Origin of the sequence: Marinobacter xestospongiae (assembly GCF_023156385.1) — a bacterium.
Taxonomy (GTDB): Bacteria; Pseudomonadota; Gammaproteobacteria; order Pseudomonadales; family Oleiphilaceae; genus Marinobacter; species Marinobacter xestospongiae.
Map to the genome: position 1 here is coordinate 12165 of NZ_JAKZAK010000004.1, position 13871 is coordinate 26035.

Genomic DNA, 13871 nt, shown 5'->3' on the forward strand with positions numbered 1-13871 from the left:
ATCCCAATCCGCCAGACCACCCATCACTAACCGGCGGCCTGCACCGCAGCAACGACGGGCGCCAACTGCGCCAGGCGCTGCTCCAGGGCCGCCGGCTCATAGGGCGTTGGCGGCTGACGCCCCCATACCGGCCCCGGCCAGGCCGGATCATCCTCGAACCGCACAATGTGGTGCACATGCAGCTGCGGCACCAGGTTACCCAGGGCGGCAACGTTGAGCTTGTCGCCATCGAACGCCGCCATCAGCTCCTTGCCCAGCGCCGACGACTCCCGCAGCAACTGGAGCTGCTGCTCCCACTCCAGCTCGTAGGCCTCCCGGATGCCGGGTTTGCGGGGCACCAGGATCAGCCAGGGCCAGGCGGCGTCGTTCATCAGCAGAATCTCGCACAGGGCCGCCTGCCCCAGGGAGTGGGTATCCGCCGCCAGTCGGGGATGCAACTGAAACCCGTCCATCGACCTTACCCGACCTGGAACTGATTGCGGCCACGGCCGATGGCGTAGTAGATCAGGCCATGGCGGGACAGCATATCGGCCTCGTAGAGATTACGACCATCGAATACCACCGGCTCGCTCAGGGTTGCGGCGATGCTGGCAAAATCCGGGGAGCGAAATTCTTTCCATTCGGTGCAGATCACCAGGGCATCGGCGCCCTTCAATGCCTGCTCCTTGGTGCCACAGAGGGTCAGGCCATCCTGATCGCCATAAATGCGCTGGGTCTCGGACATTGCTTCCGGATCAAACGCCTGGACCTTGGCGCCCGCTTCCCAGAGCGCCTCCATCAACGCCCGCGATGGCGCCTCGCGCATGTCGTCAGTGTTTGGTTTGAACGACAGCCCCCAGACCGCGATGACCTTGCCATCCAACTGGCCCTGGAAATAGTGGCTGACCTTGTCGAACAGCACGTACTTCTGGGACAGGTTGACGGATTCGACGGCGTTTAGCAGGCGGGCCTCGTAATCACAGCCCGCCGCCGTGCGCGCCAGAGCCTGCACATCTTTAGGGAAACAGGAGCCACCATAACCGCAACCGGGGTAGATAAAGTGGTAGCCGATGCGGGGGTCCGAACCGATCCCCCGGCGCACTGCCTCTACATCAGCGCCAAGCCGTTCGGACAGGTTGGCAATCTCGTTCATGAAGCTGATCTTGGTGGCCAGCATGGCGTTGGCCGCGTACTTGGTCAGCTCCGCCGAGCGGATGTCCATGAAGATCATCCGGTCGTGATTGCGGTTGAACGGGTAGTAGGTTTCCCGCAACAGCTCACGGGCCCGGTCACTGTCGGTACCCACCACGATACGATCCGGCTTCATGAAGTCGTTGATGGCCGCGCCTTCCTTGAGGAACTCCGGGTTCGACACCACATCGAAGTCCAGCTCCAGTCCGCGGCGATCCAGCTCCGCACGCACCGCATCCCGGACCTTGTCACCGGTACCGACCGGCACCGTGGACTTGTCCACCACCACTTTGTAGCCATCCATGTGCTGACCGATGGCACGGGCCACCGCCAGCACATATTGCAGATCCGCCGAACCATCCTCATCCGGCGGGGTACCAACCGCAATGAACTGCAGTTCGCCGTGAGCCACGGCCGCCTCGGTATCGGTGGTAAAGGACAGCCTGCCAGCCTCAGCATTGTGCTTGACGATCGGTTCCAGGCCAGGCTCGTAAATGGGAATCTGCCCGCCGATCAGCTTGTCGATCTTGGCCTGGTCGACATCCATACAGACCACATCGTGCCCCACATCCGCCAGACAGGCGCCAGTGACCAGACCAACATAGCCGGTACCAAAAATGGTGATTTTCATGGGTGTTGTCCTAACTTAACGAATCAATGATTGGTGGAATGGGTCGCGCCGTCCGCCTGCTTACGCTGCCACTGGCGCTCCCAGTCCAGCGCGGTACGGACAATGACCTCCAGGTCATCATGCCGGGGCGACCAGCCAAGCACGCGGCGAATCCGCTGGTTGTCGGCCATCAGCGCACCGGGGTCTCCCGCACGCCGGGGCGACTCGGCAACCGGAAAGTCACAGCCCGCCTGCTGACGAACAACATCGATGACCTCTCGCACGGTAAAGCCGCGACCATACCCGCAGTTGAGCACATCGGATTCGCCACCAGCGGCCATGTGATCAAGCGCCATGACGTGGGCACGCGCCAGATCCTCAACGTGAATGTAGTCACGGACACAGGTGCCATCACGGGTGTCGTAATCCGTGCCAAAGATGCTCATGCCGTCGCGTGCACCGGTCACGCACTCGCAAGCCACCTTGATCAGATGGGTGGCCTCAGGCGTTGCCTGTCCCAGCCGACCGTCCAGATCCGCACCGGCCACATTGAAATAACGCAGGATGACATAACGCAGTGAGCTGGCCGCAGCCAGATCCATGATCATTCGCTCACTCATCATCTTGGAGGCGCCGTAGGGATTGATCGGCGCCAGCGGGAGGTCCTCGGTCAGCACGGTCTGCTCCGGCATGCCGTAAACCGCTGCGGTGGAGGAGAAAACCAGATGGGGAACCTGATACCGCTCTATCGCGGCAAGCAGATTCAATGTATTACGGGTATTATTTCGATAATACTTTAAAGGATTGGCGACCGATTCCGGCACCACGATGTGAGCCGCAAAATGCAGAACCGCCTCAAACTGGTGGTCGCGGAACAACGCGTCAATCGCGTCTTCGTCCGCCAGATCGCCAACAACCAGCTCACCATGGGTCACCGCCCAGGCGTAGCCAGTGGAGAGATTGTCAAAAACGATAATGTCGTGGCCGGCCTCGCCCAACTGGCGAACAACGTGGCTGCCGATATAACCGGCTCCGCCGGTAACCAGAACCTTCATGGGTAAGCCCCTGCTTCTTCCCTGCTGAAACCCGGGCGATCACACCTGAGACGAGTCGCGCCGCTTGCGGCGGGCCGCACGACGGTCAGCAAAGAAACCACTGATCAGCTCGCTGCATGCCTCCGACAGCACCCCGCCCTGATGCTCGACACGCCAGTTGAAGGCGGCCTCTTCCAGGGTCCGACGGGTAGAGACCACCGCTCCCGCCTTTGGCTCACAAGCGCCAAACACCAGACGGGATACACGACTGTGCACGATCGCACCGGTACACATGGTACAAGGCTCAAGGGTGACGTAAAGCGTGGCCCCGGACAAGCGATAATTGCCCACGCGGGCCGCCGCATCCCGCAGGGCCCGCATTTCAGCATGGGCGGTCGGATCGCAGCCGGAGATCGGCGCATTGAATCCGGCACCGATCTCCTTGCCATCGCGAACCACCACCGCCCCGACCGGCACCTCACCGGCAGCGGCCGCCATCCTGGCCAGAGCCAGGGCTCGCGTCATCCAGCGCTCATCCTCATCTGATGCACCCACAACCTGCCCTCAAACCGCTCTGTAAACAGGCTCGCGATTATACGGCAGATCATTGGCGATTCAATCAAAGCCCCTTACTGTCCCGTCTCGCTAATTCCTCAACCAGACCGGACACTAGAACCGGCCGCGCAGGCTTACGGTCAGATTGCGGGGCTCACCATAATACCCGTGATTATAGACAGGCACGGAGCTGTAGTACTTCCTGTCGAAGACATTGTTCAGGTTGACGCCTGCCGACACCGACTCGCTGAAGTCGTACCCAAAACGGAGATCCATAATGGCGTAGGCCCCCTGCCTGGCGTTCTCGCCATTGGGGCCCTTGCCCTCGGCAACCGTCTCACTCTGATAGCGAATGGCACCACCGACCGTTATCGCACGCCAGTTGTCGGGCAGACGGTAATTGATGCTCAGGCGCAGCATCTGCCTGGGCTCTGACCTCATGACCTTGTTGCCATCGACGTCTTCCGATGTGCGATAGGTGTAGCCGGCGGCAAGGTTCAATCCGGTGTAGATCTCACCGTTCAGCTCAGCTTCAAAACCCTTGGAGGTGACGCCATCCACCAATTTGTAGCGCTGCTCGTCACCGACCCTGACATCAGGCTCAGATACGTTGGATTGCTCAACCCGAAACACGGCGAAGGAGCTGTTCACGGTGCCGTCGAAATGCTCGCCTTTGAGGCCAAGCTCATAGTTGGCCCCTGATTCCGGCTTCAGTACGTTGCCATCCCGGTCCCGGTTTCCGGTCGGCTTGAACACTTCGGTATAGCTCGTGTAGACCGACCAGTCATCGGCGACATCGTATATCAGCCCCGCATAGGGTGTAGAAACACCACTGTGGTCATAGCGGGCGCCCTCAACCCCCTCGTCCCTCTTGGTGTACTCGTAACTGCTGATTCGGGTTCCCACCAACAACGTCAGATCATCAACAAGCGACCAGCGACTGTTGACGAAGCCTCCCCACTGATCTGTTGTCCAGCCTCCCGTGCTTTCGGCCTCGCCGTATCTCCCGGGGTCAGGAGCGGGCCAGTCGAAGAAGCTACCCACGTCGACCGCAGGGTCCTCATACCAGGTCCTGGCGATGGTTTCTCTGGATTTGCTCCATCCCACAAGGAGCTCGTGTTTACGCCCCAGAAACCCGAACTGCCCGTCAGCCGTGGCTGACAGACTGGTCAAATCACGCTTACTGCTAAAGCTGTTGGGGGAGACGCTCAAGCCTTCTCCGGTTTGTCGATTGAGGTGCCCGGACATGTACAGCAATTTATCCGATTCAACTTCACCGTTGAGATCACTTGCTGACAATTTCACCTGCCAACCGCTGTTGAATCGATGCGTCAGGTCAGCAAACACGACGGTACGACGGTTATCCTTGGTGGACCAGGGCGCGGACGTGGTCACATTGCGGCCAAAATCGGTCGGAGTACCATCGTCGAAGAAAAAGGGCACCGGCTCACCGTAGGTGGTCCCTTCAACATCCTGTGCCTGGTGATCGATACCAATACCCAGAACCGTGCCGGGAGCCAGGTCGGCCTCAACGATCCCATAGGCAACGGCCTTATCGTTGCTGTAATAGTCGATATAGGAATCGCGACTGTCATAGGCAGTAACAAGCCTTCCACGCACACTGCCCGATGCCACCAGACTCCCGGAAAGATCCCCCTGCAGGCGGCCCGCATCCCAGCGTCCACCGCTGGCCACCAGCTGACCCTGGAAGTCCCGGGTTGGACGCTTTCGTACCAGGTTAATCGAGGCTGAAGGACTGGCAGAGCCACTCAAAAGTCCAGCGGCGCCGCGAACCACCTCAACCCGATCGTAGATGGCGGTGTCCGACAACAAATCCGCACTCATCAGGCCGTAGGCGGCGCTCGACACCCCATCAACACTGATGTTTTCAACCTTGAAGCCTCTCGCCGTGGGGAAAGCCCTGTCCGTTTCAGCTCGATTGACGCTGATTCCCGGCGTATTCGCCAGTACCTGGTCCACCGTTTCCAGCGAAAAGTCATCGATCTGCTGACGGGTAACAACAGTAACGGACTGGGGCGTCTCCCGGAGAGAAAGCTGTAAACCAGCGGCAGAACTGGAAGAACGGGGAGTGTACGAGCCCGTCGATTCGGTCGCCGCAGCCATGGATGCGCCCTTGATCAACAGAGTCTCCAGGAACTGACCGTCATCCTCACTGGCCAACTCTATCGTCACCGAGTTGTCGCCGGTGAATCTTGCAACCAGCCCGCTGCCGGCCAGCAAGCGCTGCAGGGCGCCACGGATCGTGAAGCTGCCCTGCAGAGCCGGCGCCGTGTGACCGAAGGTGGATTGTTCGGTGTAGAGCACCTGAATCCCCGTCATCGCAGACAGCTCGGTGATTGCCTGAGGCAACGGCCTGGCAGGAATATCGAACAGGTAAACCGGCTGCGACTGGGCCGCAGCCTGAGTCTCGCCGTTGGTCAGCTCCCCCGCCACCGCAGCGCCAGCCGTCGCCACGGTTAACGGTATCGCCAGCGCAATCGCAGCCGCCAGGCTGTTGCGTTTGCCGGGAGGTGTCACCGCCCCGGCCCCTGTCCGAACAACTGACCGGGAGTTGCTATCCTTCACGTTGTGTCTGCCTCGCATCGTCATACACCCAAATACTATTGAGAACTGTTACTGTTAGTGTCAGGTGATGAGACGCGGCAACGAGGAACATTCCCCCAGTCCGGATGCACTTTTTCAGAGAAAGTTACCCCGCACTCAGCGAATCAGAACGAGGTAATCAGTCAGACGGGTCTGCTGTATTGGCAGGGTATTGGCAATGACGTTGAGCGCAGCATCAGGGTCATCAACGGCAAAAACGCCACTGACCCTGAGTTGGTTCAACGTTTCCCCAACAACCACAATTCGGCCAGGGCGGTAGCGGTTCAGGGTTGCCACCACCTCCGCCAGAGGCGTGTTATAGAACACCGCCTGGCCACGCCGCCAGGCGGTAATTGCAGTACGATCAAAGGCTTCTGGCGGACTGATGAAGTCGCTGGCCAGCACAGATTGCCATCCCGGCGCCAGCACCACCGGCTTGTCCTCAGCAACATCGGCAGCACGCAACACCACCTGACCTTCGTCCAGACTGGCAATAGCCACCTCCCCGGCCAGGCGGACGTTAAACCGGGTGCCAGTAACCGTTACCGAGCCAGGGTCCGTGACCACGATGAACGGTCTCGGGTCAGCCGAAGACACGTTGAACCATGCCTCGCCCCGTATCAGCCGCACACGACGCGCCTCGGGACCAAAATCGATCGCCAGGGCACTGTCGGTATTGAGGGCAATGCGACTGCCGTCCTCCAACTCAATGGCCGCCGTTTCTCCCACCGCAGTGACATAGTCGCCCTGCCATTGAGCCAGCCAGTCCTGCTGCCAGCCAACGCCAAGGAAGGCCGCCAGCACCAGGCATGCGATCATGGCTAGGGACGACCATCGTGATGCCCTGCTCCGCGCGCCGGTTTCAAGCTCCGCCAGCCATTGCTCGACAGGCCCCTCCAACGCCCCCCAAAGCGCCTCCATTTCGGCGAAGGCCTGTCGATGACGAGTGTCCCTTAAAAGCCACCGCCCGAACTCTGCCCGCACCTGCCTGACCGCCACTGCTCCCGCTGCGGCGTCCCGTAACCGCGCTTGCCAGATGGCGGCTTCTTCGAGTACCTCATCAGGCAACTCATCCATGGGGGCATCGCGGTACTCGGAGGGGTCATTGGTCATAGCGGATTCGCCCTGGTCGGAATGGGCCGAGGCAGCAAATGGCGGCGGCATCAACTCGCGGCTTTGAAATAAGACGAGCGGCAGAATCAGAATCCCCCAGCCCAGCCCCGGAAAGACTGGTACAGGAGCCGCCATCGCGCGCAGCAATGCACCGGGGATTGATTGATTTCAACATCACACCTCCCGCCCTGCCGCCCGGACACGGACCCGGCAATGCACCATGGCCCGGGCTATGTGCTTCTCAACCGTCTTATCCGAAATGGACAGCCGTTCAGCAATCTCCCTCATCGTAAGGCCATGACCTCGATACAGCAGAAACACTTCCCGACATTTATCGGGCAGTTCACGCACGGCGGCGTTAAGGGCAACCAACTGCTTTTGGGACGTCAGGGCTTCCAGAAGATCAGGGGCACCATCGGGTACGGTTTCCAGCGTTTGTATGCCGTGTTCGTCTGTCTCGTTTGCAAGAGGCTGCTCCACCCTCTCCCACACCTGGCGGCGCCGCAAATGGTCCACGGCCACGTTACCCGCCATCCGATAAAGATAAGCGCGGGGATTGTCCGGCAGATCCACGGTCGTGGTGTTGGCACGAATCCAGGTTTCCTGAACCACATCCTCTGCCATGGACCTCGACCCCGTCCGTCGGCGGATAAAATGGCGAAGCTCCTCGTAGTAAGCCTCTACAGCCTGAGATAATGAAGAAAATCGGGATTTCGGCATTGCGTACCGCATCGATGGGCCTACCCCATGGTCCAGCCGCCCCACGGTACTGGAGCGTCACCGGGGTGTTTAAGCGTCGCCTGGGAACCCACACAGGAAGCACCTTAAATAGGAATGCGACGCATTCTACGACACCCCTCAATTCAGGGCAATTCTGGCAGAGAATGCGAAGCAATCGCCTAAGGAGCCTCTGATTAACTCGTTGGACTGGCGCGCCAAAGGCGTTTGGCCCGCAATACGATCCGGTGCTTTACTCCCATTTAGTAATGATTATCATTACTGCTAAGTTCAGCACCTCCCATGTCACCGGCCTGTCGTCAGCACAGCCGACCATGCATCGGGTTGCTGCATGAGCCCCAGCGGCCACGGAGGGCGGGCCTCAACTGACCCTGAGCACGGAAGGAATTGTCCCTACAAGACATGCAGGAGAAGCTAATGAACGCCGCCAGCACTCCTCGGGCGATCAACCGACATTTTTCTTACCAGCCATGCGAAGGGCTCATGTTTGGCGGGTACGATATGATTTATGCCGCCGATGCCAACATCAGATCCCTGCAGCACCCCGGTTTGTTCATCGGCTTGATGCTGTGTGGCCAATCCACTTCAGTGCACAGTGGTGGCAGCAACCGCATACCAATACCGGTCGGCCGCCCCATCGTTCTGAGCTTCGCCAAACCAACCCTTTGCACGAACACCTACTACGCGGGTGAGTTTTGTGCAGGTGTTGGCCTTCACATTGATTTTCTTGCCTTACCTGCAGAATTGGGGCGCCCCCTCAAGACTTCTCTCCTGTACCTGAAAGCGCATTTCATGGACAAATCGAGCTTAACGGTTCTACCGGTTCTGCCGGCATTGAATGCCCTGGTCGAACAGGCACTGCAGATCCCACAGGATGCGCCGTTTCGCGAACTTGAGCTTGAGGCGGTCTTCATGAATTTTATGGCCTACATTTGCCGGGCCACCGAGCAGCTAAGGCAGCAGGACGGAGTGCGGGGAAGCTTGCAGCAAAGAGCGCGCAACCGGGTAAAACTCGTTACCGACTACCTGCAAGACAACCTCGACCAAACGCCCTCGCTAACAGAGCTGTCAGAAATCGCTGGGGTTAACCCCAGCACGCTGAGTGACAATTTCAAAACGGCCTATGGACGGACTATCTTCGCTTTCTTTCGTGATCTGCGTCTGGATGCCGCACGGCGCATGCTGAGATCTGAGGGACTCTCCGTGACTGAGACCGGCCTGCGCGTTGGTTTTTCAAGCCCGGCCGCTTTCGCGACGGCTTACCGGCGTCGATTTGGCCACTCCCCCAGTCAGGAGATTGAAGACAAACCCGATTTTGACAAAAGAAAACCCAATCACACGAAAGCTGCCCTTGAAGCGACCCGATAGAGTGTTCCGGCACATTCGCCATGAGGAACATCAATGTCGCGCCAGTCTGTTTTTCCGGCTCTTATCCTGATTGCACCTGCCCTGCCCGCCCCCGTCGCTGCGCAGGACGCCCACATTAGACTGCCCGCCATAGAGGTCAGTGCCGACCGGCGAGATGAGGATCTTCAGGAGCAGCCCCGTGCCGTAACAGTCCTGAAGCACAATGAAGTGGAAACCACCCCCACCGAACCCGGAGCAGGCATCGCTCTGAATTCACCCGGCCTGACATTCTCCGGCTTTGGCCAACCCGGTACTGACTTTCTCAATATTCGCGGCGTGGGTCCGCTGGGATACCCTTTAAGCGCAACCGATCATGTCGTTGCCTACTCGGTAAATGAAGTACCAACCTCCAGCTTCGGCTTTCCCGCCAGTCTCTTCGATATGGAGCAAATTGAAGTCCTGCGTGGCCCCCAGGGCACATTGTTTGGACGAAATGCCCTCGCAGGCGGCATCAACTTCGTTCCCCACGGCGCCGATGGCGACTATGAAAGGCAACTGTCGGTTGAAGCCGGTACCGATGGCTACAAGAAGGGGGATTTTGTCGCTGGTGACTGGCTGGTGGCCAATCAACTGGCTGGCCGGGTCGCGTTGCGTTTTCAGGACTTTGACGGCGATGTACCCAATAGCGTTGCAAACGGCACTGAAGGCGGGACCTCGTTATCCGGCGCCCGGCTCTCATTAACCGCTTACACGGCGTCCGGCTGGGATATCTCGACCATGTTGCAGGCCGATAAGCGGGAGAGTCATAACTCCTATCTACTCTATTACGAGCACCCGAACTTTCCGGAAAGCGGCGATGATCGGATACCGGAGCACAACCGGGAAAATCTTCAGGCAATCATCAAAGCCGAAAAACAGTTTGGCCACGCTCGCCTGACGTCCCTGACCGGCTTTCAGAAACAGCATATCGACGGCGATGTTGGTGCGTCCGACGCGTATCTGTATTCCGCATTAACCGGCCAGCCTGAGAGTACATTCACTGATGCCACCACAGACTACTTTTTAACCGAAGAACGCGAACGGATATTCAGCCAGGAACTACGGCTGGCGTCGGATGACGACTCACACTTTTCCTGGGTGGCCGGAGCCAACTATTTTCAGTCTGGCTACAGCGGCGAGCGGGACGCCAAAAGTGCCACCCAACCCACCTCAAACGGGGTGACGGATGTCGATATCGATACCCGGTCCTGGTCGCTGTTTGCTGACGGCACCTGGGCAATGACACACCGCCTTAGACTCTCCGCCGGTATTCGCTACGGCTGGGAAGACCAGGACGTTGACGGCCACTATGTTTCCAACGGTTTCCCCGGCACCGTACCGACGTTCCACCAGACTGACGACATCGGGGACCATTACACTACAGGGCGTCTGGGTTTATCGTTTGATGTCACCGATACCACAACAGCTTATGCCTCCTGGTCCAGAGGCTACGCTGCAGGCGGCTACGAAAAACTGCTGGTAGGCTCTGCAACTGGCGTCAAAACCGATCCCTTTAAATCAGCGACCAACACGACTTGGGAAACCGGTCTGAAATACGTCTCCGCTGATGATCGAATGAACATCAACGCCGCGCTTTTTCATAATGACGTGAAAGATGGCCAGATGTTTGATTTCGAGTTCAGAGAAGGGCTCGTCTACTACACGTTTACGAATCAGGACTACCGAAGTTATGGCCTGGAACTTGATGGCGCCTATCAGGCAACAGCCGATCTGCAACTGCGTGCCTCGCTGACCCTGCTGGATAGCGAAATGCAATCGGTGTCCGCCACCACCAATACCGGGGCGAGCAAAGGCAACGAAGTTCCACTGACACCAAACGTTTCAGCGACGCTTGGCTTTGATTACCGGATTGCTGTCACCAGCGTGAATCTGTTCGATGACATCCTGCTTTCGGCTGACTGGCTTTATGTTGGTGACCGTGAGGGTGACATTGGCAACAACTTCAAACTGCCCGATCACGATATCCTCAATGCCCGCGTGTCTTGGCGCAGAGGCGACAATTCGCTGTATCTGTTCGGGCATAACCTGCTGGACGAACGCCCGGTGCATTTCTCATCGGAATACACGCCAGATATTCACACCGCCTCCGTCGGCACGGGCAGAATTCTGGGACTCGGCCTGAGTATTGCGTTCTGATATGACGAAAAGCGGCTATCTCGGCGTTCTCTCCCTGTCTGCAATCATTGGTCTGCAGGGGGCTTTCTTCACCATCGCGGTGCCAGCACAGCTGCGCGATGGTGGCGCATCGTTGATCGAAATCGGCCTGATCTGGATCATATGGCTGCCTTCTGCGCTCAAGTGGTTGTGGGCGCCGTGGTTTGAGCGAATCGCCGTACCCGCCGCCACGCGAACCAAAGCCATCGCCATTCTGGCGTTACTGCTGGCATTGTGTTTTCTACCTGTTGCAGCGCTGACTGAACAGGCTGCAACCTGGCCACTGATTGCCCTGGCCGCCGTGTGTGCGCTACTCGCCCTGATGCTGCAGCTGCTTTACGCAGGCTGGGCCATGCGCACCCTGGATGAAACAAACCGCGCACGGGCAAACGGGTTTGCCGCAGGTGGCATGGTCCTGGGTGGCATTGTCGGTGGCGGCTTGGTGCCCTGGGTCGCAAGCTGGTTCGATTGGTGGCCGGTGATTCTGTGTACCAGTATTGCCATGGCGATTGCTGGTCTGACCGGCAAGCTGCTAAACGACGGCCCCCGGGAAAGTGCCGTGCAGCAAGTCACTTTTCTCCAGGGGGCCAGGATTCTCGGCAACCTGCCGGTTTGTATCAGCCTGATTCTGATTGCCACCGCCAGCGGCGCCGATGTGCTGTTGCCGGCCCGGCTTATTGATGCGGGGATGTCACCAGAGCGGTCGGGCTTGCTGCTGGGCAGTCTGGCCATGGGGTTGATGGTACCGGTATCGCTGACATCGGGATGGTTGATTGCCCGGTTTGGTCTGAAAACCTGCTTTCTGGTTTGCGCCGCCCTGAAAGGCCTGGTGCTTTTCTGCCTCGCCCAGGTGCCAATGATGGCGAAACTCGCTGTCACCATCCTGTCAATCAGCGACTTCGTGTTGGCGGGGGCGTTCACTGTCCTGACCTGGCAGTTATACATGCAACGCACGCTGCCGGAAGCTCCCGTCTCGTCCTACGCCGTTCTAACCTCGGTGGACGCCTTTATTCGATTTGGTGCGGCCATTGTGGCAGGCATCCTGGCTGAATACGCGGGATACGCCACGCTGTTCGCCTTCACGGCATTCCTGACACTGGCAGCAGGCATCAGCGTGTTCAGTTCCGCCCGTCTCCTCCCCGATAAAACGAGCGACGAAGCTGGCACGTAAAGCGTCCAATGGCCGTCGTGGCGCTTTTCGCATCACCCAACTCACTATGTGTAGAGCCAGATAATGTCTGAAATCAGCCCCATAGCAACGAATGAACACCCGTCAGGCACAGTAGCCAGCGGCTTTGAGCCCGTTCAGGAAGCCTTCGATCAGATGCAGCAGCATCCCGATGAACTCGGTAACGCGCTGTGTATCTACCATCAGGGAAACATCGTGGTTGATCTGTGGGCGGGTCATACGTCGCCCAGGCGGGAGCACCCCTGGCAACCGGATACGGTGGTCAGTTTGTTTTCCGCAGGCAAGGCCTTGGCGGCACTTTGCCTGCTGCACATTGTTGACCGCGGTCTCGCCAACCTGGACGACCCTGTCGTTAAATATTGGCCGGAGTTCGCACAGGCAGATACGGAAGCCAAATCTCAAGTGACTCTTAATCACTTGTTGCATCACAATGCCGGCCTGCCAACAGCCGACACCAACCGTCCTGGTGATGTCTATGATTGGCATCGCATGATATCGGCTATGGAGCAGGCCCCCTTATTGTGGCCGGCAGGGACGGTTACCGCTTACCACGCGGTTACGTTTGGCCATCTTGTAGGTGAGGTAATACGGCGCATTTCCGGAAAAATGCCGGCCGATTACTTCTCGGAGCACTTTGCCGATCCTTTGGGGATGAATCTGTCACTTCGTTTGCTTGCTGAACAGCGGCCGGTGCTGGCCACTTGCGATGGCGACAACTGGAAAACCAGGTCACGATTGGTGCTTTGCTCTCACATCCTGTCTCGGTTTGGCGGTTGGCGTACCAGGTATTTTCGCCCTTGCAGCAAGGATTACCATCCGAACAGTCCTCGCTGGCAGCATACCGAAGCCCCCGCAATCACCGGGTTCGGAAGCGCCAGAGGGTTGGCTCGCGTTTACGCCATGCTGGCGCAAGGTGGTTGCCTGGACGGCGTACAGGTTCTGTCAGAAGCGATGGTTGAGCGCATTGCCAACGAAAAACCTGACCCGGTCAAAGACGAGGGAGTTCAGCAAGATGTCCGCGTTGGCATGGGCCTGTATTTCAACCTGGCGCCAATGGCAGATCTGGGACCAAACCCCAACAGCTTTGGCCATGTAGGCATGGGAGGCGTCACGTCTTTCGCAGACCCTGATCATCAGGTCGGCTTTGGTTACGTTTGCAACCATCTCTACCAGCCTCACGCCAAAGATAATACGATCATCGGACATCGTGCGGCTGAGCTGGCCAGGGTTTTCTATGACTGCCTGAGTATCAAGCACGCCGATACGATCAACGTCTGACAGCATCATTCTGAATATC

General features: G+C 58.5%; 11 protein-coding genes. 4 read left to right on the forward strand and 7 right to left on the reverse strand.

What is annotated here, in order from left to right; translation table 11 throughout:
- Window positions 1-26 precede the first annotated feature (26 nt).
- The 7 genes from MLD24_RS03475 to MLD24_RS03505 form a co-directional block, all read right to left on the reverse strand.
- Window positions 27-452, reverse strand: a complete 426-nt coding sequence (locus MLD24_RS03475) for an HIT domain-containing protein (RefSeq protein WP_248164060.1) — start codon at window positions 450-452, stop codon at window positions 27-29.
- Between the two features lie 5 nt (window positions 453-457).
- The gene (locus MLD24_RS03480) at window positions 458-1801 is read right to left on the reverse strand and encodes a UDP-glucose dehydrogenase family protein (protein WP_248164063.1); all 1344 of its coding nucleotides are present in this window, start codon (window positions 1799-1801) and stop codon (window positions 458-460) included.
- Window positions 1802-1824: 23 nt separating this feature from the next.
- Entirely contained in the window at window positions 1825-2835 is a 1011-nt protein-coding gene (gene galE, locus MLD24_RS03485) for a UDP-glucose 4-epimerase GalE (RefSeq protein WP_248164066.1), read from the reverse strand.
- A gap of 39 nt (window positions 2836-2874) precedes the next feature.
- Window positions 2875-3369, reverse strand: a complete 495-nt coding sequence (gene tadA / locus MLD24_RS03490) for a tRNA adenosine(34) deaminase TadA (protein WP_316973972.1) — start codon at window positions 3367-3369, stop codon at window positions 2875-2877.
- Between the two features lie 114 nt (window positions 3370-3483).
- On the reverse strand, window positions 3484-5694 hold the full coding sequence (locus MLD24_RS03495; RefSeq protein WP_248164072.1) for a TonB-dependent siderophore receptor: 2211 nt from the start codon (window positions 5692-5694) through the stop codon (window positions 3484-3486).
- Window positions 5695-6090: 396 nt separating this feature from the next.
- Complete coding sequence (locus MLD24_RS03500) at window positions 6091-7086, reverse strand: FecR family protein (protein ID WP_248164074.1); 996 nt, start codon at window positions 7084-7086, stop codon at window positions 6091-6093.
- Between the two features lie 174 nt (window positions 7087-7260).
- Window positions 7261-7818 carry an RNA polymerase sigma factor gene (locus tag MLD24_RS03505; RefSeq protein WP_344817037.1) on the reverse strand — a complete coding sequence of 186 codons (558 nt, stop codon included), beginning with the start codon at window positions 7816-7818 and terminating at the stop codon, window positions 7261-7263.
- 423 nt (window positions 7819-8241) lie between these two features.
- Here MLD24_RS03505 and MLD24_RS03510 point away from each other — a divergent pair, with 423 nt between their 5' ends.
- From MLD24_RS03510 to MLD24_RS03525, 4 genes are all read left to right on the forward strand, one after another.
- On the forward strand, window positions 8242-9192 hold the full coding sequence (locus MLD24_RS03510) for a helix-turn-helix domain-containing protein (protein WP_248164080.1): 951 nt from the start codon (window positions 8242-8244) through the stop codon (window positions 9190-9192).
- A gap of 33 nt (window positions 9193-9225) precedes the next feature.
- Window positions 9226-11367, forward strand: a complete 2142-nt coding sequence (locus MLD24_RS03515; protein ID WP_248164083.1) for a TonB-dependent receptor — start codon at window positions 9226-9228, stop codon at window positions 11365-11367.
- A 1-nt stretch (window position 11368) separates the two neighbouring features.
- The gene (locus MLD24_RS03520; protein ID WP_248164086.1) at window positions 11369-12556 is read left to right on the forward strand and encodes an MFS transporter; all 1188 of its coding nucleotides are present in this window, start codon (window positions 11369-11371) and stop codon (window positions 12554-12556) included.
- 63 nt (window positions 12557-12619) lie between these two features.
- Window positions 12620-13852: a serine hydrolase domain-containing protein gene (locus MLD24_RS03525; protein WP_248164101.1), complete on the forward strand. Its 1233-nt coding sequence runs from the start codon at window positions 12620-12622 to the stop codon at window positions 13850-13852.
- Window positions 13853-13871: the final 19 nt, after the last annotated feature.